This window comes from Bradyrhizobium sp. HKCCYLS1011, from assembly GCF_051167795.1.
Classification (GTDB): domain Bacteria; phylum Pseudomonadota; class Alphaproteobacteria; order Rhizobiales; family Xanthobacteraceae; genus Bradyrhizobium.
The window spans coordinates 1-16,108 of the sequence record NZ_JBNPTT010000011.1; the positions used below are offsets into that span (position 1 = coordinate 1).

The following is a 16,108-nucleotide window of genomic DNA, read 5'->3' on the forward strand; positions in this document are numbered from 1 at the left end:
GCTTCCGCTTCATCTGTCCGTCCTTCGTCAGGGCGGACTCTAAATCCTTCTGGAGGAAATTCTTAGGGGCAGGTCAAGAGCGAGCACCGTGTTGCCGTACAGCACGAATGCCTTCACCATATCCGACGGACCGAAGAAACGTGTTCTGCTTTTTTTTGGAGCGATCGTCGTCTATCGGGATGGGTCAGTATCGCGCATCGAAAACATCGAATTTCTAGGCCTTTGGGGCAGCAACATATTGCGTAAAGCCATCAGCCTAATGAATGGGAGCACTCGCCGAATCTCCGTGACCTTGCGTCCGCGACCCGAGTTCCGGTTCGAAGATGTGCGCCAACGTACCGTCGAGTACCTCGGCAAAGATCCGGATCTCCTCGAGCAATACTTCGATCAGGAGGAGGATCCAGAACCGGTGTTGGACCGGGTCAAACGATCTTCGACATACGAGGAGCTGTTTGACGTTCTTGAAGTCCCCGAGCCGACGGATTGTCTGGACATTCTGGTTTGATTGGACGCGCCAGATTGCGGCTGTGGCCTGGCCACGCGGACCGTCAAGCAGCTGCAAGCCTCGCAATCTTACGAGGCCGCGACCGACACGCGGCCAAAGCTGTAACCACGGTCGTCCGCAGGGGACTGATCTCCGCAACGTCTTTTGCTCCTGGCGCGCCCGTTTCGGTCGAGCGCACGCCTCCCGCTTGACGCAGCTATCGCTGGTTACGGAGGCCTTCGCCGGCGATGCGGCCGACAGAGCATGTCACTGGAAAGCCGGAGGAGTGATTGGCCGAAAATCGGCCCATATCGGCCCGGCGACATCAGCCGGCCTCGAAGCAGTGGAAAATGGTCGGAGCGGCAGGATTCGAACCTGCGACCCCTGCGTCCCGAACTTGAGGGCACCCCTATTGCTCTTTGAAATTATTGGGCTTTTTGGCTTTTATCGACCGTGATCTTCTTGCTTTGTTCACGTTCAATCTGTACCCAATCTGTACCCTATCCCCACCGTCCACGATCCGTTCTTTGGAGTAGATCATGACCAAAACCATGGTGGCAATCGCCATGCTCGTGGCGACGTCGGCGCATGCCGAGAGCCCCTATCCGACCCCGACAGGCGATGGCCGCGAGCGGCTGCAGCGGCACGGTACCTGCCCGACTGGCTACGTCGGCCTGGGAGACAAGTGCGAGGCCCTGCATCGGGACACGCCACGCGCCTACCCGAAGATCAAGGGCTCCGCCTGCCCGTCCGGCACCTTCGCCAGCGGGGACTACTGCAAGAGCTTCCGATGAATGAGCCGTCTGTTTCGCCGCCCTAAGCGGACCAGAACAATGCCTCGCTCAGATGTCCGCTAAGGCCCCAAAACCCGACAATCAATCCCACCGCCAACGCGATCAATGCGCCCGCGCCGCCACGGCTGCACCAATGATCGGGATGGCGAGCGCCTGCACATAGGACACCCATACTGGCACTTGCGGTGTCATGTGCCGACGCTCGGCTTAGATGTCGATGAAGGCAGGGATGCCGACGCGCTCGGGTGCAGGCGCATCCAGCACATTGATACGAATCTGCTGCGCGTCCTCAGCCGGCTGCCCCATCACGTCATTCATCAACAGCACGATTAAGCCGTATAGCAAGGTGTGCATGTGCCAGTTCGCCTTGTTCACATCATCGAGCGCGATCTTGGTGCCTTTGTGCACGCGCTCATCGTGACTGCCGATGATTGCTCCCTCGGTCTTGTCAGCGATCATGGCGAACGCGGCGCGGAACACGAGAGCCGAACCGATGTAGTAGAGCGAGTTGGCCGGATGCTGAGCGAGGTAAAGACTGTTCTCGCCGGCAGCGAGGTTGTCGGCTGCCTCCGTAAGATTGAACCGGTCATAGTGGAACGCGGTCTTGTCGCGGATGATCTTCAGCGCACTGTCCTTGAACGGCTGCCCGTTGCCAAAGTAGTCAGTCAGCCATTGCAGGCTCGCTTGGTGCGCGGGCTCAAGACGCGGCACAACATCGGGCGGATTGGACTGTAAGAACCGCTCATTGAGCATCACCCACGTCTCGAACAGCTTGGCCGCCAGGAGTTGCAGCATGAACCACATCTGCACCGATTGCGCTGAGTTGTGCAGCTCACCGTCGCCGGTGTCGTTCTTCGTGAACATGAGCAAGCGGTTCAAGACCGTCAGCTCATTGTGTGCGTGCATGCAACCGACAAACTGATTTCGCAGGCGGTTGCTTGCGCCCTTCAAGCGCGCCTCATCGACCGTGAGATGGATGAGCTGAAAATCCTTTGCCATCGTTGCTCTCAATCTGCGCGATGCCCATCACGGGCCACCTAATTGCCCATCGTGGATGTAACGCGGGTCGAAGTCGGCAAGCGCGTCGGTCGGATTGATGGTGGCGCCCCACAGTGTCCGCCGCTCGTTCTCGCTCAGCGCCCAAAATGCTTTTAGCGCGTCGGTACTAGCGAAGTGCGGCCAAAGCTTGCTGTCAAGCAGGATGCGCATCAGCGCGCTGCGCGCGATGTACTCCAACATCTCCAGTTTTTTCACCAACTCAAGACGCGCAACGCGGTCGAAAACCTCCAGGTGCTTGTTCTCGTACAGGTGTTCAACGTCGCTGCGCACGTCATATGCCTCGCCCATCAGCGTGTGATGCCGAGGGCCGATGAACAGCTCTGTCCGGCTCTTAAATCGATTCCTGCCTTGACCCGGCTCCGATACGATCAGTCCCTCGATGCACCGGCAATATTGATGCAGCCGGTCCATGTTGTCGCGGATCGTGCGGGTTTCCAGGTATAAGTGCAGGACGCGAAAGAGCCGCCAGTGACCGCCGGCCGGGAACGCGGTTTCGATGGCGGCGATCTGTGAGGCGATCTTGGCCGCCAGTTGCAGCTCAGCGAGCGTCACGGGCGGATAGTGCCGGACCATGCTCGGAATGGCCGGATCGTAGTCGTCCTGCGAGCGGACGTTGATTTCGCCTCGGTGACGGTATCCGGCAAGCATGACCGGCTTGTGTGCAGGCGAAAATGGGCTCGCGAGCAGAAGCCCGGCATAGAAGTGGCCAGCGTGCCGCTTTAGTTCGGCAGTCTCGGCATCGACGACTTCCGGCACATCCGACCGCATCTTGCTGAGCAGGAACAGATTGCTGTCCTCGACTTCCTCGGTGCGGATCGTGCCAAGCCACTCGCGCCAGTGCGTCGGCATAGCGAACCGCGCATCCGCGAACGCCCAATGGTTCGGCGTCATCTCCTGAATCGGCACCGGGTCATCAAGTTTCACGCTCAGCGCGATCACGGCGTATTTCTGGCCGTCATCGATCCAGGAAGCCGAATTGCGCCGGCTCGGGTCTATCGTCACGGCATCGTGTGCGAGTGGCTGCATCGTGGCAGTTCCTAGCTGTGGCCGCACAGTGGCTTAGCTCCAGCCTTTCTTGAGGATCATAAAGACAGGCTTCGCCGCGTCGTAGATCGCCAGATCGAGATGCCGAAACCCCCACGACAGTTTCGACGTGGCTGGCGCATCCTCGGGTGGGCTGTAAAGGCTTTTGACGTACTCGGAGTCGTCAAGCTTCGGCTCGAACTCGCGGATGATCCGCGCGCAGTCCTGAGCGTATCGAACTACATGGACGGTATGACCGGAAGTTGCGATCATTGCAGGCACCACGACCGTGCCCGGCGCAATGCCACGGCTTATGATGCTCTCGTGAAGCGCCCAAAGCCGCATGCGTTCGGCAGAACCCTTGTCGAACACGTCATGGTCGAAGATCGCAATCACCTTGAAGGTGTCGCGGCGAACCTCAGCGAAGATCAGATCATCGGTGCGATCAACGTGCCCGCGCTTTTGCGTTGCCGTGCCGAGATGAAAATGGTGGAAGCCCATGACGTTCAGGAGGAAGTCTTTATCGGACCACCGGTCATCCGGCGTAGCGCCGCGTGCGCGTGCCGCAGGGGAATATCCCCGAGTGTGCGGCTCGATAGAAAGGTGCGGCGTCAGGTCGTCGCCCCGTTCCACCTTGTCGAGGAAGGCTTTGATCGCCGCAGCGTGGTCCGACCAGCGCGGGTCGGCCTGAGCCGCCGGCTCGATTGAAATGGTACGGGGTCGCTCACCGACATAGCGCGAGCGCCAATTGATGTAGGCGATCAGCAGATCGGTAAGGTGCTTCGCCTCCATGTGCTGGAGTGAAGCCTTATTGTTCGGAACGCGCGGGATCGCCTTGATAAGATCGCGCCGCAATCTCTTGATGCGCGGTCGCTCGACGGCGGTCGCCTGCGCGGCTGCCGTGCCAGGGTTGCGCATGCGGTCGTTACCTCATCTTCCATATATAGGGAGCGCGGTTCCGTAGTTCCAGCTATAGACCGAGCTTCCGAAAGTGAAGCCAAATCAATCGCTTAGGTCCTAAGCTAGCCGATCCAGTCGTCCGCTCAAGTCGCCTTTGGGTGAAAACCGGACTCACGCAGGGCAACGAAAACATTCGCGCGGGTTGCACTAATTGAGCAACCAGCGAGGCCCGCCGTCTTATCGGGCGGCTGTGAAATCTTTGCGTGCAGGGTGTGCGCAGCTTTTTCAGCGCAGATGGCTGGAGGTCGTGGATCGACGGGCCGCCGGGCTCATCGACAAACCCAAACGCGCCCCCGTATCCCGAGACCATCCGGCGCGTCACCTAACCTTACCTGTTTGTACGCGCACCAAGACGGACGCCCACCGCTCTCAGGTCGCGGGTTATTGTAAAAACATACGACCACGAAATCTTTTGTCGTTGGATTACAGCGTGGTCCTTCTGGGGTGGGACCCCATGAATAGGGCGGAATGTCTTTATCATTCCAATCGGCGTCAAATCCGGCATCTTGCCAAGTTTCCGCAGAAGCCTCAGCGACACAGAACAGCAAACATGCCGTCGCGAAGAGAAGTCGTGTGCTCATTATTGCTCCCCGTACTTGTCGGCCCAGATGAGGTATGCAGCGCGCCGCAGACCCCCGAGGCACGCAATTAGCCTGGTGCGCTTACTTCGGGCAATAAGCGCCCTCTGCAGCCGGATTGCACGGGACATTCAACTGCGTCGAATTGTTCCTGGCGAGCCATGGATGTTCTCCCGTCAGTTCGCAGTTTTTGTAAACGTTTTGCCAGCCGGGGACCGCTTTGACCATTACAACATCGAATGAAGCCGCCACTCTATGATCTCCACCTCTGCTGAAGGGGACGGTCATAGACCAGCCTAAACCGTCAAAATTATTGCCCGGAATAACTCGGTTGATGGTGCTGTTGAATGTCGAGTCGCCGTGCGTCTCAATTCCCTTATCTCCTGCTCCCATATTCGGATTTGATGGGCGAGCGTAGCAGATAGTGTAACCCACAGGCGATTGTATGAGACCGTTCGTATCCTGCACGCCCGCCCGGGGTGCGGTGGCTGCGAGCGCAGCGAGCCCAATTGATGTCACCTTCGGATTGACACCGATATAGGTCGCAACTGCACCTATGATGGCTTTTCCCTCAGGCGTGTTTGCTTCTTTCACAGTCTTCTCGACGAATGACTGTTTATCGTGCTGAACAATCCAATCGAAATGATGCACAATGACGTCATCATTTTGCTGCGCAACAACCGGATGAGAAAGCCAGATCCATGCGATCAGCGCTACCGCGAGCGCAGTGAGCGTCTTCATTGCTGAGCCGTGCGGTCCCTTTGGCGGAGTTAAGAAAATCGCGGCTGCTATTGCAATGGCCGTCTGATTTCTTTCCAACATACAGACCTCTCTTCTAGAAGTATTTCCTCCTTGATTGGAGACCTACAATATTGGAGACCTACAATATCACGCTGTGGACCATGGCACGATCATCTCAAAGTGGTACCCCATTCGCGCCACGATGGGGTCCGTTCAGGGTCAGCCCCAGGAGCGGACATCACTGGAGTAGATCGGAAGGTCGAGATGCGCCGGTTTGGGCTCCGGAGCTGAGCGGCTCGGCCGAGTATGGTCTGATCGGGCCGCGACGGACGCCCGATCCGCAGACGACCTTGAGCGGCAAGCGCATCGCCGACCGCCAAGCCTGAGGCCGCCCGGGTCATTCATCGAATCGCCGAACCGGATCCGTGGCGCCAGGGCAATCGTGCTCACGGGCCAGAATCTATCGTGAGTTTCTCATGCACCCACTGACCGCGAGATTTGACAGGGTCGATGTTCCGATGGAAGGACTTCAGATGGGCGAACAGCTCAGTTGGATGAAGAATATCCTTGGAGGTTAACGTGAAGAAACTTGTGCTTATTGCTCTTGCTCTCGGCATCACCCAGGCTGAGGCCGCCCCCACCTACACCTACATGTGCAAGGATCATGGCCGCAAGCTGCCGGTGAAGATCGACGAAACGAACAACACCCTAACCTGGAAGGGCACCACCTACAGCATCAAGGTCAAGGAGGATTGCGGTAGGTACGGCTGGCACGCCGAGAAGGATGGTGTGGGGTTCGACTTCTGCACCGCCACGCAGGGCGTCGCTGACTTCGAACTGGACGGGGTTAGCCACGACTGCGACATGAAGAGGTGATGCATGCCGGCACCGCGGGTTTACAACAAGCACCATGGGGACGCTCCCCCTGGTGCAATCTACATCGGGCGCGGCTCGCCATGGGGCAACCGATTCGTCATCGGTGAGCACGGTGACCGCGACCAGGTCTGCAACCTTTTCGAATGCGAGCAGCTCCCAGAGCTGGACGTGTCGCAGCTGGCCGGCAAGGACCTGGTTTGCTTCTGCGCGCCGCATCGCTGTCATGGCGACCCGATCCTGCTGAAGGCGAACTTCCGTGTCGTGGTGTTCGGCGGCCGTAACCTCTCCGATAGAGGATGGCTGTATCGCGTTTTAGACGATGTCCATGCGCGCCGGACAATCACCTGCATCATCGAGGGGGAGATGTCGGGAGCTGATCTGCTGGCTCGCGGATGGGCCGAGGATCGCGGAGTCAATGTCGACCCCTACCCGGCGGACTGGGACAACATCGATCGTCCAGGTGCGGTGGTCAGAAGAAACCGCCGCGGCAAGCTCTACGATGCCGCGGCAGGTCCGTTTCGGAACGAACAGATGCTGCGGGAAGGAAAGCCGCAGCTCGCGATCGGATTCCCGGGCGGCACTGGCACTCGTGATATGACCATCAGGTGTCTGGAGTACGGACTTCTTCCCTACGCTCCGAAGAACCGAACCTCGCCGCAATTATGCAAATCCATCTTGGGATGGAAATGAACAACTGCGCCAGGGTTGTTTGCCGGCGCAGCGCCCTCAGCGAGATCCAGGTCGATCGACACGATGTTCTTCTCGAGACAGCTATGGATCCACAATGGCGCCTCACCTAGAGCCTCAAGCGCGTTCCAGAGGTCGTCGACGCTTCTGAGGATACGCAAGATGTGAAAGGACCACATCGAGAACCCCTCCCCGTCTGCGGAGCTGGCAAAATATCGGCCATCTTGGGCCGAAACCACGTAACCACGATAATCGAAAGGCTCTCTCATCCTATGCCCCACACCGGTCATCCTCAGGCCACCTTCTGACCTTCATTCATTTGCACTAGCGGCGTTTGCGCGAAAATGCAAGTTTTGGAACCTTGTCATTTGGGAGATAATTGTCCACCAAAGTTGTTCCACAATTTCAATTGGTTCCACACCCGGAACGGGTGGTTCCGCAAGAAGAATTGGCCTCCTAACAAAACTTGCTCATTTGCATTTTATCGTGTAATGCAAATACATATTGCAAACGGAGGTGTCAATGTTGAGTCGGTTGCTCAACCGAATTTCATCAAGTGTTTCTGGAATTTTCATCCGGAAGGGTGAGGTGGTGCGCGTGGTTTCCGCGCCTGACCTCGCAGTCGAGTTTGCAGATCTCGGAAGATCTGAACAGGCCGCCAATCCGGCCGCATCCGCGCGCGCTCCAAGTCGGAGCAGGAAGCATCGCGAAAGCACGACTGCCGGCGTGTCTCCGGTGGCAGTCAAAACCGCTCATGTCGTTTCACAACCTATCCACAATAAAGCGAGGCGTGTCCGCCGCACCAAGCAGGAGCTTGATCTCGGCCTGACCGTCGAGCAGGCGATCAAGTTCCGATCCGCGGAATTTGCACTGGTTGCAGGCCAGAAGCAAAATGCAACACCGGTTGTGGTTAAGAAAGAGGGAAAGCGCTTCCGTCGCACCGCCCGCGAGATCGAGCTCGGACTCACCAAGGAGCAGGCGATGGCCATGCGCCAGGGTGTCGCTGAGCCTGCTCCGAAACAGTACGTAGAACGCCCACCGGCAACGCCCGAGAAGCCGGTCGACGAGCAGCTGGAAGACATGCTGTCGCCTCAGACGCGCGCCCGTGCCCGCGCTGTTTCGCGCTACAGGGCCGGCGGAGCGAGGGGTCCGATCACCCCCGAGGTGATGAGCGCTATCGACAGCTTCATCGCCAAGAAGGGCGTCACCAAGTGCCCTCCCTGCACCGACAGCGACGGCTACAACCATCTCAGCGGCAAGGAGACGGTGTGATGGCCTGGTGGGATCACGAGGACCTCAAGGATAAGTCCGGCCAGCGGCTGATGTTCGACGGCAAGCCTTACGATGGATCGTACGGTCGCCCGCTGACGAAGGCAGACGTTGCCATCCCGCACCGGTCACAGCTCTGGTGGGATCTCTATCACCTGGGCGTGGCCCGCGAGATCGCCGTGGGCTCGAAGGATCCGAGCACGCAGGTCGGGGCTGTGATCGTGCGCCCCGATCGCACGGTCGCCTCGACCGGGTACAACGGATTCCCGCGTGGCATCGCCGACACCGCGGAGCGCCTCAACGACCGCGACGTGAAGATCGACATCATCCTCCATGGCGAGATCAACGCGATCCTCACGGCCCGCGAGCCGCTGCACGGCTACACCCTGTACACATGGCCGTTCCTGACCTGCCACAAGTGCGCTCTGGTGGTGATCCAGGCCGGCATCAAGCGGGTGGTCGCGCCGACCATGCCGGCGGACAAGCGGGAGCGTTGGAAGGTGTCGATGGACAAGGCAGAGGCGTTCTTCGCCGAAGCTGGCATCCGCTGCGATCTAGTCGATATGCCGGAGGACTCCGATGTCGCATGACCGCGGCTGCCCGTGCGGCAATGAGCGTTGGGACTACCGGGAGTGCGCCATGCGTAAGGGAGAGGATTGCTTCCGGTATCATCTCGTCCAGAGCTGGGGCGCACCAAAGGTGAAGCCCCGCATCAGAGTGAAGGCGATCACGGAGCGCGTCGATGCGACTTGAAGACTGGCCCCTCCCGACCGTGCGCGTGAAGTGTGCGCAGTGCGACCGCGAAGGCCGCATGAGCAAGGTCAAGCTGCTGGAGCGCTTCGGTCATGACCGCGAGATGTTCGAGGTCAGGGCCAAGCTGACGGAGCCTACCTGCAACCGGCAGGACAAGAAGCAGCCCTGCATGTCGATCCTGCCGGACGCAATGCTGGTCCAGGCGATCCTCGCCGAGCGCAAGGAAGACGTGCTCAAGCCCGAGCTGATCGAAGAAGCGATGCAATACCAGCCGCGGTGGCTGCAGGCGGAGAAGTGAGGGTATCGAAGTGAACGCACGTGAACTGAAGGCGCTGCAGGAAGCGGCGGATCGCCCGGATGGCTGGGGCCTCTTCCAACCCAAGACCACTACCAAACTGGCCGAGTGCGGATTCTTCGTGAAGGAGAAGCACCCTGTCTATGGCATGCAGTGGCGGATCACCGAAGCTGGACGCGCCGCTCTCGCGGAGGTCTCGAAATGAAGATCGGAGACAAGGTCGAGAAAACGAAGGGCTACAGGTGGCCAGGTGTGATCGTCTCTGATTTCACGACGCTGAAAGGAGAGCGACGCCTAATCGTGGAATGCACTGTTACTGAAGTGGCCGGCGCGCTCCACATCTACAATCCAGAGCAGCTCCGATTGCTCGATTGAAAACCAAAAGTTGACAGGACTCGCTCGCCCTGTCATTTGCATCAATGCAAAGGATGCGAATGCAAATGACAGCGTTCCAGCTCTTCCCACTCCTCAGATATCACTATGGGCTCGCCAAGATCGACCCGCCGTGGCGCTTCGAGACCTATTCGGAGGATGGGAAGGGCAAGTCGGCCGAGCAGCACTACGATTGCTGGGACATCGAGCGCATCTACTCGTTGCCGATCGCAGAACTGGCCCATCCGAATGGAATGTGGGTCTGGCTCTACACCACAGCGCCAATGCTGCTGGAAGCCATCAAGTGCTTCGAGCGCTGGGGCGTCAAATACGTCACCAACGGCGTCTGGGTGAAGATGGTGAAGGACGGAAGCCGTCCCACCTTTGGCACGGGCTACGCGCTCCGCAATGCCCATGAGCCCTTCCTGATCGGCAAGATCGGCAAGCCGAAAATCCACGACAAGGGCATCCGTTCCGCAATCCTAGAGCCGCGCCGCGAACACTCTCGCAAACCAGAGCTGGGCTACGACTACGCCGCTCGGATGGCCGGCGACTATCCGAAGGCCGACATCTTCGCCCGCGAGGTGCGCCCTGGTTGGGACGCCTTCGGTAACGAGGTCACCAAATTCAATTCCGAGCTGATCGGTGAGCCAGCTCTGAACGTCGCTGGCGAACCAGCAATCCTCGCAGCCTAACCAGGAGACCAAAGTGAAGAGAGCAATCTCGGCGCTGCTCTGCGCCGCTGCCTTGGCCGTGACAGTCAGGACGGCTGAAGCTCGTCCTTGTCATCATCATCGCCACCACCAGTACCAGGTGGTCGTGCAGCAGGAGGAGCGGAGCTTCTTCGGCGGCTTCCAGAATGGTCTGCAGCAGGGCTTTAGCGCCGGCAGCAGCTTCGTGGAGCGCGCTCGCCAGTTCGTCGGTGAGACGGCGCATCAGGTCGGTGTCCGCAGCACCCTTTGGTGCTCCGCCTTCCTGCGCAAGGTTACTGGAGCCACTGGCGTCGATGATCGCGCCCTGTCCTGGGAAAACCATCGCCATATCGCGCCGCAGGTCGGTGCCGTCGTGATCATGGGTCGCCGCGGCGGAGGCCATGTCGGCATCGTCTCGGGCTTCACCGCGAAGGGTGACCCGATCGTCATCAGCGGCAATCACGGGCACCGAGTGGCGGAGAGCATCTATCCGCGCCACCGCATCCGCGCGTGGGTTTCTCCGACGTAGGTCACTGGAGTCGATGGCAATGAACTTCGAGCGTGTCTTCCTCACATTGGCAGCAGCAGTCGTGATCGCTTTTATCGTGGCGTTCGCATTCGCCTTCTCAGCGGCCGAAATGGACAAAGAAAGATGCCTTGCTGCGTCTATGGAGTGGGTCAACTTTGGCCACTCGATCAGATCTATCGCGTGCGTTGACGCAAACGGTCGGCTCATCATGCCGAACAAGGCAACGACGCAGGCAAAATGATGCCAACCAACCGCAAATACACCGCCGAAGTGTTCAAGCAGAAACTGCCTCGGCGTCACAGCCGGGGTTGCATCGCCATTCCCGAGCTGCGTGTCGGCTGTGGCTATGCCGGCGGCGCCGAGCGCTCGATCGACTTGTGGGTGATCGAAGCCAACGCGACGAAGGGCTGCACGGCGACGAGCTACGAGATCAAGGTCTCGCGCTCCGACTTCCTGAAGAACGTGCAGCAGCCGCTCAAGCAGCGCGGCGCCCGCCTGTTCTCGGATCAGTTCTTCTTCGTGACGCCACCGGGCCTGCTCAAGCCGGAAGAGATTCCGGACTGGGCAGGCCTGCTGGAGCCTCAGGAGCCGCACTTCTGGGGCAACTGGCCGACGTTCAAGACGGTCGTGCCGGCGCCGATCCGATCGAAGGACGGACCTTCCTGGCCGCTGGTGGTCAGCCTACTCCGCCGACAGCCGATCATCGTTCCTGATGTTCCTGAGTACGAGGTAGAAGAAGCCTCGAACACCGACGCATTTTAGAGGGGGCGCATGTGCTACGTCACAGAGCAATCTAAGACGATCAACAAACTAGAGATCAGAAACTGGGACGGCGACAAGCGTCCGAAGCTGAAAGGCTGGGCGCCTGGAAACTACATCTCCCTGCTGCTTCCTCTGTGACGAGCAATTCATTGGCGACAAGCGCTCCATCCACTGCGCCGACTGCGCCTACGGCACGAAGGAGCACCCCTGATGCCGATCGTCCGACAGAAATTCATCTCCCGGAAAGACCTCTGGGACAACCCCTCCAAGTTCTACGTCTTCGGCGACAACGTGCAGCGCCGTGGCTACGGCGGCCAGGCGAAGGAGATGCGCGGTGAGCCCAACGCAATTGGCGTGGCCACCAAGTGGTCGCCCAGCATGGACGCCAACGAGTTTTTCGATGACACCCTCGCCTGCAGGGCCATCGTTGGACGCGACCTGCTGAAGATCGACGATCTGCTGCGCGCCGGCAAGACCGTGGTGGTGCCGTCTGATGGCATCGGCACGGGCCTATCGCAGCTGCCGCAACGTGCGCCGAATCTCCATCGCTTCATCGAGGACTGGTTCAAGGGACGCGAGAAGCGGATCGGACTCGGTCGCTGCCCGATCTGCGGCGAGCCCGGCCACATGATGGAGAAGCGGCCGAACGGCGACACGATCTGCTCCAAAGGCCACCGACATCCCTCATCGGAGTTTCGTTGATGATCGACCTGTCCTGGCGGCCCAGCGAGGAGTGCCTCGCACACTGGGCAAAGGTTCGCGAGAAGATCGAGGCGAACCCGACCGTAATCAAACCTCAGCCGCTCGCTCACGTGCGCGTGGCAAATCTCGAAGCGGAGCTGCTCAATCTGAAGGCCGAGCTTCGCAAGCTGTCTGAATAAGGGGAGTCATCATGGGCGTGGAAGCATCGAGAGCCGGGAAGAAGCTGATCCAGGAGCTGCAGCGGGCGACGCGGCGCAGGATCGAGCTGGCCAACGAATTCCGAGAAGCTTCGGAACGCGAGGACGCAGCCAAGAAGGCGATCGCCGACTGGATCCTGCCGTCAGACGCCAAATATGGCGAGAAGATCGCCATCTGGGACCGCGACGAGCACGACCGTGAATGCCTGATTCAGGTCACTCCCTATGGCGAAGACAATCCTCCCGCGATCGAGTTCAGGTACCGCAAATGAGGCGCCGGTCGCAGCGGACCAAGATGGTCAACTTCATCAGGAGGATCGAATGCCGCTCAGGCTGCGACCAAACCCAACCCCAGAACAGCTCGCCCGCCTCGAAGAAGGGGACTTCTACCGGGCGAGCGGCGGCTGCATCTGCGAGACCTGCGGGAAGCTCTACTACGACCACCCGTACTTCGCCGAGGAATGGGCGTTCCTCACGATCCTTTGCAACGGGGACTTCGTGAAGCTCTGAGATCGAGCGGTCTGCATCGGCCAATCAAAGAGCGAGACCTAATCGGCTCGTCTTAAGATCCGCTATGCTTCAGCAAGTGCAGACGTCCACTATTGCACCTCATAAACCACTCTTCACTTTTTGTGAAACCGGGCGACTGTATCCTTGTCTCAAAATAGCTCTGAGAGCTATTCCGATGTTTCATCGGAAGCTTGAGCGGGATATCTGCGACGTGGTCGGCATGAACTGCCTCCTTGAAGACCGGAAGATGGTAGGGAGTCGCGATCGTGCGCTGATACACACGGAACTGCCCACCCATCGAATGGTTCTCATACCGAGTGACCCGAAACGGATCCAGCGCAAAGGCTGACTCCAGGTCATCGTCCACCCAGACCTCAACGATGACATATTGAGCCGGTGCCGGAGAATGATTGATTACCGTACACCGCAGCGAGAATGGCTCTGATAGATCTTTGGTTTTGAATTCGGCGACCGCTCTATAGTCGCCCGCTTCAAAAGACAGCCTAGCTTCTAAGAGTGGTGTCGTGGCACGGCGTAGAATGTCTCTTATCTCGTAATCATCCATCGCCTTCGCTTCGAGTTCAAACCGCTTATAGTACTTCTTGTTTGGTGCTTGGTGCGGACCGTTGACGGTCGGCTCGACGTCAATCACAAAGCCGTAGCCTCCAGGACTAAGTTCGACGCGAGTTACTCGAACCCTTTCGATCCTCGGCTGGATATTCGAGCTGAGTATCTGATGGATCCATTCGCGAGTTATTTTTTCGTCTCTAACGCCTTCATCCACTCGCACGGGCTTATGAGTTTTCTTGTCTTCCTCGATCCCGTAAATTATTCGACCACCGGCAGAATTTGCCATTGCCGAAACATCTTTGCAAAGCTCTTCTATGTCCTTGCTTCCCCGAGCGAGCGCTGGAGACGCCTTGTACTCCAGCGTTAAGGTCTCCTCGACCTGAGCATCAACCATCGCCTGGAAATCGGAGAGAGCCTTAAACTCGGGAGGAAACAGATTGTTCATCAGATGCAATTCCGAAATGCAATGCGTGCGGCCTGAGATAGATTCACCGCTGACATGTCCGTAAAGACGCTGGCGAAGGCACGCACCTCGGCCATGCTGCCGTCACTCAGACCGATACTTCCACTCAACCGGTTTGGATTGACACCGCTAAGATTGATCTCCCAAAGAACAACATTGCCATTGAATGTAATCCTGGTGCGGTCACCTCTGGCAGACACACCGAAAGCCTGGTAATCGGCTTCGCCGAACAGGCTTATGGTATTCTGCGCACTATAATAGATGGGCATCGTCACGAGCGCGCGCGGTATTCTGTCGCCACGACAAAACAGGGTCACGGTTTTTTGCCGGTCTGCAGTTTTGCTAAATGCGACTACGCCTTGATTCCGAAGTTCTATAGCCCAAGCGTCAAACTTGTTAGGCTCCCACGTCACCCTCAGGCCCCTGGCTTCCTCTTCGGAAAAGTAATGCATCTCTGCGGGCGACGATTTCGCGACAATTAGCATGAGACGCGCGTCAGCACCCATGCGGGTGACATAGTCCGAAATCAGAGCGCTCATCATTTGCTGATCTGAGTAGTCTATCGCTGTGAACACCTTGGCGGAGGGATCACGGATCGCATCGGGATCATAGAATTGATGCACACCCAGCCGACCGAACGTACGCTGCACGCCTCCCAAGTATGCAAACACGCAAGCCGAGGCGCACACGCCAGTAGTTCGGTCAGATACATCAATGGCGGCTCCATCCGCAAGCTTCGATCCGCCAACAGAGGTCGACATTCCTTGCTTGCGGATGAATGTGCCGAGCTTGATTCCCCCGAAAAGACTGCCACCCGGAGAATCAAAAGTGATGTCGCCTTGCCAGTCAGACAGCTTTTCGCTCTCAAGATACGCCTTGAGTTGCTCAGCCGAGTCGAGCGTGATCTCGCCCGATGCTTGCAACCACTCACAGCCACTGCAGTTACCGCCGTTGCCAGTCAACTTGAAATGCATAGGCTCCGCAACAGACAAATTTAGGGGAAATACCAACAATACCAATAACAGCAACGACCTAACGTATCGCATCCATCTGCCCCTACTCCCGGGAATCTTCCCCCGACGTACCGCACCCGGTTTCCGGAAGCTACCATGAGTTGCGACACGCTTCGAGCTTCATGGAGCGAAGATCACAACGAAAAGGCCACCCGGTTTCCCCGGGTGGCCTTCACGTCATGCCATACCAGACAGTAAGGCGATAATCGAAGCCAGATGCAATCTGCATCGTAAGCCTAGACGATACGTCTTACCGCTCGGCTGGCTGGCTTCGAGAGTGAGTGACACCAACACGGTGTACCTCCATCTCTAGTGCGCGAGGGTCCCTTACGGTAGCCGCCTTCGCACATTAGGCCAGCTGACTGGGGGGCTAGAGATTAAAGAGCCTGACCCCCCAACGGCTGCGGCTCTTGATGTCACAAGTAATTGAGAGAGCGGCTCATTCAAGGTGCCCCTACGAAAAAATCTTTGGCACCCTCCGTAGACATACGGCCACCACGCGAAATCTCCCTTACGTGAGATGTCCCATCTTCGAAAAATCGTCGTAGACGACCTGGCACCAGGCTGCGAACCGCTTCAGGTGAACGGCGAAAAACCGGCGAACAAGATAGCTTCTGGCGATCGAGATCACGGTGAACACGGCTGTGATAGCCAAGCTCTCTGATAGCTTCACCTGAAAACCGAACAGCGGCAGTACAGCGTAGTTGGCCCAGACGGAGACGCCGAACCCGATCAAGGTCGACGTCACCACCTCAACCAGCGACATGACTGGCGACTGT

Annotated in this window: 25 protein-coding genes; 18 read left to right on the plus strand and 7 right to left on the minus strand. The window is 58.4% G+C overall.

Features of this window, described 5'->3' with window-relative positions; genetic code table 11:
• Positions 1-88 precede the first annotated feature (88 nt).
• Both ACQR1W_RS30945 and ACQR1W_RS30950 read left to right on the plus strand, forming a co-directional pair.
• Entirely contained in the window at positions 89-505 is a 417-nt protein-coding gene (locus tag ACQR1W_RS30945) for a hypothetical protein (RefSeq protein WP_434854312.1), read from the plus strand.
• A 518-nt stretch (positions 506-1,023) separates the two neighbouring features.
• Positions 1,024-1,278, plus strand: coding sequence for a hypothetical protein (locus ACQR1W_RS30950; RefSeq protein WP_434854313.1), 255 nt, complete (start codon positions 1,024-1,026; stop codon positions 1,276-1,278).
• A gap of 207 nt (positions 1,279-1,485) precedes the next feature.
• Here ACQR1W_RS30950 and ACQR1W_RS30955 read toward each other — a convergent pair whose 3' ends face one another.
• The 4 genes from ACQR1W_RS30955 to ACQR1W_RS30970 all read right to left on the minus strand — a co-directional run bounded on the left by ACQR1W_RS30955 (position 1,486) and on the right by ACQR1W_RS30970 (position 5,720).
• Positions 1,486-2,229: a hypothetical protein gene (locus ACQR1W_RS30955; RefSeq protein WP_434854314.1), complete on the minus strand. Its 744-nt coding sequence runs from the start codon at positions 2,227-2,229 to the stop codon at positions 1,486-1,488.
• A 75-nt stretch (positions 2,230-2,304) separates the two neighbouring features.
• Positions 2,305-3,363 carry a hypothetical protein gene (locus ACQR1W_RS30960; RefSeq protein ID WP_434854315.1) on the minus strand — a complete coding sequence of 353 codons (1,059 nt, stop codon included), beginning with the start codon at positions 3,361-3,363 and terminating at the stop codon, positions 2,305-2,307.
• Between the two features lie 33 nt (positions 3,364-3,396).
• Positions 3,397-4,278, minus strand: a complete 882-nt coding sequence (locus ACQR1W_RS30965; protein WP_434854316.1) for a hypothetical protein — start codon at positions 4,276-4,278, stop codon at positions 3,397-3,399.
• Between the two features lie 704 nt (positions 4,279-4,982).
• Positions 4,983-5,720, minus strand: a complete 738-nt coding sequence (locus tag ACQR1W_RS30970; RefSeq protein WP_434854317.1) for a hypothetical protein — start codon at positions 5,718-5,720, stop codon at positions 4,983-4,985.
• 344 nt (positions 5,721-6,064) lie between these two features.
• Between ACQR1W_RS30970 and ACQR1W_RS30975 the strand changes: the two genes are divergently transcribed.
• The 16 genes from ACQR1W_RS30975 to ACQR1W_RS31050 all read left to right on the plus strand — a co-directional run bounded on the left by ACQR1W_RS30975 (position 6,065) and on the right by ACQR1W_RS31050 (position 13,283).
• Positions 6,065-6,217 (plus strand): DUF6884 domain-containing protein, encoded by a 153-nt coding sequence (locus tag ACQR1W_RS30975; RefSeq protein WP_434854318.1) that lies wholly within the window; start codon positions 6,065-6,067, stop codon positions 6,215-6,217.
• A gap of 1 nt (position 6,218) precedes the next feature.
• A complete protein-coding gene (locus tag ACQR1W_RS30980; protein WP_434854319.1) occupies positions 6,219-6,515 on the plus strand; it encodes a hypothetical protein in 297 nt (98 codons plus the stop codon).
• Positions 6,516-6,518: 3 nt separating this feature from the next.
• A complete protein-coding gene (locus tag ACQR1W_RS30985; RefSeq protein WP_434854320.1) occupies positions 6,519-7,205 on the plus strand; it encodes a DUF4326 domain-containing protein in 687 nt (228 codons plus the stop codon).
• Between the two features lie 519 nt (positions 7,206-7,724).
• Positions 7,725-8,474: a hypothetical protein gene (locus ACQR1W_RS30990; RefSeq protein ID WP_434854321.1), complete on the plus strand. Its 750-nt coding sequence runs from the start codon at positions 7,725-7,727 to the stop codon at positions 8,472-8,474.
• Positions 8,474-9,061 (plus strand): deoxycytidylate deaminase, encoded by a 588-nt coding sequence (locus ACQR1W_RS30995; protein WP_434854322.1) that lies wholly within the window; start codon positions 8,474-8,476, stop codon positions 9,059-9,061. The genes ACQR1W_RS30990 and ACQR1W_RS30995 overlap by 1 nt, the downstream gene beginning before the upstream one ends.
• A 221-nt stretch (positions 9,062-9,282) precedes the next feature.
• Positions 9,283-9,522: a hypothetical protein gene (locus ACQR1W_RS31000; protein WP_434854323.1), complete on the plus strand. Its 240-nt coding sequence runs from the start codon at positions 9,283-9,285 to the stop codon at positions 9,520-9,522.
• A 10-nt stretch (positions 9,523-9,532) separates the two neighbouring features.
• Positions 9,533-9,724 (plus strand): hypothetical protein, encoded by a 192-nt coding sequence (locus ACQR1W_RS31005; protein WP_434854324.1) that lies wholly within the window; start codon positions 9,533-9,535, stop codon positions 9,722-9,724.
• Positions 9,721-9,894 (plus strand): hypothetical protein, encoded by a 174-nt coding sequence (locus tag ACQR1W_RS31010; protein WP_434854325.1) that lies wholly within the window; start codon positions 9,721-9,723, stop codon positions 9,892-9,894. The genes ACQR1W_RS31005 and ACQR1W_RS31010 overlap by 4 nt, the downstream gene beginning before the upstream one ends.
• A gap of 65 nt (positions 9,895-9,959) precedes the next feature.
• Entirely contained in the window at positions 9,960-10,586 is a 627-nt protein-coding gene (locus tag ACQR1W_RS31015; RefSeq protein WP_434854326.1) for an MT-A70 family methyltransferase, read from the plus strand.
• A gap of 13 nt (positions 10,587-10,599) precedes the next feature.
• Positions 10,600-11,112, plus strand: a complete 513-nt coding sequence (locus ACQR1W_RS31020; protein WP_434854327.1) for a CHAP domain-containing protein — start codon at positions 10,600-10,602, stop codon at positions 11,110-11,112.
• 19 nt (positions 11,113-11,131) lie between these two features.
• On the plus strand, positions 11,132-11,353 hold the full coding sequence (locus ACQR1W_RS31025; RefSeq protein ID WP_434854328.1) for a hypothetical protein: 222 nt from the start codon (positions 11,132-11,134) through the stop codon (positions 11,351-11,353).
• Positions 11,350-11,874 carry a hypothetical protein gene (locus ACQR1W_RS31030; protein WP_434854329.1) on the plus strand — a complete coding sequence of 175 codons (525 nt, stop codon included), beginning with the start codon at positions 11,350-11,352 and terminating at the stop codon, positions 11,872-11,874. The genes ACQR1W_RS31025 and ACQR1W_RS31030 overlap by 4 nt, the downstream gene beginning before the upstream one ends.
• A 210-nt stretch (positions 11,875-12,084) precedes the next feature.
• Positions 12,085-12,576 (plus strand): hypothetical protein, encoded by a 492-nt coding sequence (locus ACQR1W_RS31035; protein ID WP_434854330.1) that lies wholly within the window; start codon positions 12,085-12,087, stop codon positions 12,574-12,576.
• Positions 12,576-12,755, plus strand: a complete 180-nt coding sequence (locus ACQR1W_RS31040) for a hypothetical protein (protein WP_434854331.1) — start codon at positions 12,576-12,578, stop codon at positions 12,753-12,755. The genes ACQR1W_RS31035 and ACQR1W_RS31040 overlap by 1 nt, the downstream gene beginning before the upstream one ends.
• A gap of 11 nt (positions 12,756-12,766) precedes the next feature.
• Entirely contained in the window at positions 12,767-13,045 is a 279-nt protein-coding gene (locus tag ACQR1W_RS31045) for a hypothetical protein (RefSeq protein ID WP_434854332.1), read from the plus strand.
• Between the two features lie 49 nt (positions 13,046-13,094).
• On the plus strand, positions 13,095-13,283 hold the full coding sequence (locus ACQR1W_RS31050; RefSeq protein WP_434854333.1) for a hypothetical protein: 189 nt from the start codon (positions 13,095-13,097) through the stop codon (positions 13,281-13,283).
• A gap of 52 nt (positions 13,284-13,335) precedes the next feature.
• On the opposite strand, the gene ACQR1W_RS31055 is transcribed toward ACQR1W_RS31050, so the two are convergent.
• The 3 genes from ACQR1W_RS31055 to ACQR1W_RS31065 form a co-directional block, all read right to left on the minus strand.
• Positions 13,336-14,298: an AlbA family DNA-binding domain-containing protein gene (locus ACQR1W_RS31055; protein WP_434854334.1), complete on the minus strand. Its 963-nt coding sequence runs from the start codon at positions 14,296-14,298 to the stop codon at positions 13,336-13,338.
• Positions 14,298-15,290, minus strand: a complete 993-nt coding sequence (locus tag ACQR1W_RS31060) for a hypothetical protein (RefSeq protein ID WP_434854335.1) — start codon at positions 15,288-15,290, stop codon at positions 14,298-14,300. The genes ACQR1W_RS31055 and ACQR1W_RS31060 overlap by 1 nt, the downstream gene beginning before the upstream one ends.
• Positions 15,291-15,840: 550 nt before the next feature.
• Positions 15,841-16,095: a DUF7220 family protein gene (locus ACQR1W_RS31065; protein WP_434854336.1), complete on the minus strand. Its 255-nt coding sequence runs from the start codon at positions 16,093-16,095 to the stop codon at positions 15,841-15,843.
• Between the last annotated feature and the right edge of the window lie 13 nt (positions 16,096-16,108).

Excerpts from the sequence above, each read along its gene's own strand:
- ACQR1W_RS30950 (WP_434854313.1), top strand. The coding sequence starts at position 1,024 with ATGACCAAAACCATGGTGGCAATCGCCATGCTCGTGGCGACGTCGGCG.
- ACQR1W_RS30960 (WP_434854315.1), bottom strand. The coding sequence starts at position 3,363 with ATGCAGCCACTCGCACACGATGCCGTGACGATAGACCCGAGCCGGCGC.
- ACQR1W_RS30965 (WP_434854316.1), bottom strand. The coding sequence starts at position 4,278 with ATGCGCAACCCTGGCACGGCAGCCGCGCAGGCGACCGCCGTCGAGCGA.
- ACQR1W_RS30970 (WP_434854317.1), bottom strand. The coding sequence starts at position 5,720 with ATGTTGGAAAGAAATCAGACGGCCATTGCAATAGCAGCCGCGATTTTC.
- ACQR1W_RS30985 (WP_434854320.1), top strand. The coding sequence starts at position 6,519 with ATGCCGGCACCGCGGGTTTACAACAAGCACCATGGGGACGCTCCCCCT.
- ACQR1W_RS30990 (WP_434854321.1), top strand. The coding sequence starts at position 7,725 with ATGTTGAGTCGGTTGCTCAACCGAATTTCATCAAGTGTTTCTGGAATT.
- ACQR1W_RS30995 (WP_434854322.1), top strand. The coding sequence starts at position 8,474 with ATGGCCTGGTGGGATCACGAGGACCTCAAGGATAAGTCCGGCCAGCGG.
- ACQR1W_RS31000 (WP_434854323.1), top strand. The coding sequence starts at position 9,283 with ATGAGCAAGGTCAAGCTGCTGGAGCGCTTCGGTCATGACCGCGAGATG.
- ACQR1W_RS31010 (WP_434854325.1), top strand. The coding sequence starts at position 9,721 with ATGAAGATCGGAGACAAGGTCGAGAAAACGAAGGGCTACAGGTGGCCA.
- ACQR1W_RS31015 (WP_434854326.1), top strand. The coding sequence starts at position 9,960 with ATGACAGCGTTCCAGCTCTTCCCACTCCTCAGATATCACTATGGGCTC.
- ACQR1W_RS31025 (WP_434854328.1), top strand. The coding sequence starts at position 11,132 with ATGAACTTCGAGCGTGTCTTCCTCACATTGGCAGCAGCAGTCGTGATC.
- ACQR1W_RS31030 (WP_434854329.1), top strand. The coding sequence starts at position 11,350 with ATGATGCCAACCAACCGCAAATACACCGCCGAAGTGTTCAAGCAGAAA.
- ACQR1W_RS31035 (WP_434854330.1), top strand. The coding sequence starts at position 12,085 with ATGCCGATCGTCCGACAGAAATTCATCTCCCGGAAAGACCTCTGGGAC.
- ACQR1W_RS31040 (WP_434854331.1), top strand. The coding sequence starts at position 12,576 with ATGATCGACCTGTCCTGGCGGCCCAGCGAGGAGTGCCTCGCACACTGG.
- ACQR1W_RS31045 (WP_434854332.1), top strand. The coding sequence starts at position 12,767 with ATGGGCGTGGAAGCATCGAGAGCCGGGAAGAAGCTGATCCAGGAGCTG.
- ACQR1W_RS31050 (WP_434854333.1), top strand. The coding sequence starts at position 13,095 with ATGCCGCTCAGGCTGCGACCAAACCCAACCCCAGAACAGCTCGCCCGC.
- ACQR1W_RS31055 (WP_434854334.1), bottom strand. The coding sequence starts at position 14,298 with ATGAACAATCTGTTTCCTCCCGAGTTTAAGGCTCTCTCCGATTTCCAG.
- ACQR1W_RS31060 (WP_434854335.1), bottom strand. The coding sequence starts at position 15,290 with ATGCATTTCAAGTTGACTGGCAACGGCGGTAACTGCAGTGGCTGTGAG.
- ACQR1W_RS31065 (WP_434854336.1), bottom strand. The coding sequence starts at position 16,095 with ATGTCGCTGGTTGAGGTGGTGACGTCGACCTTGATCGGGTTCGGCGTC.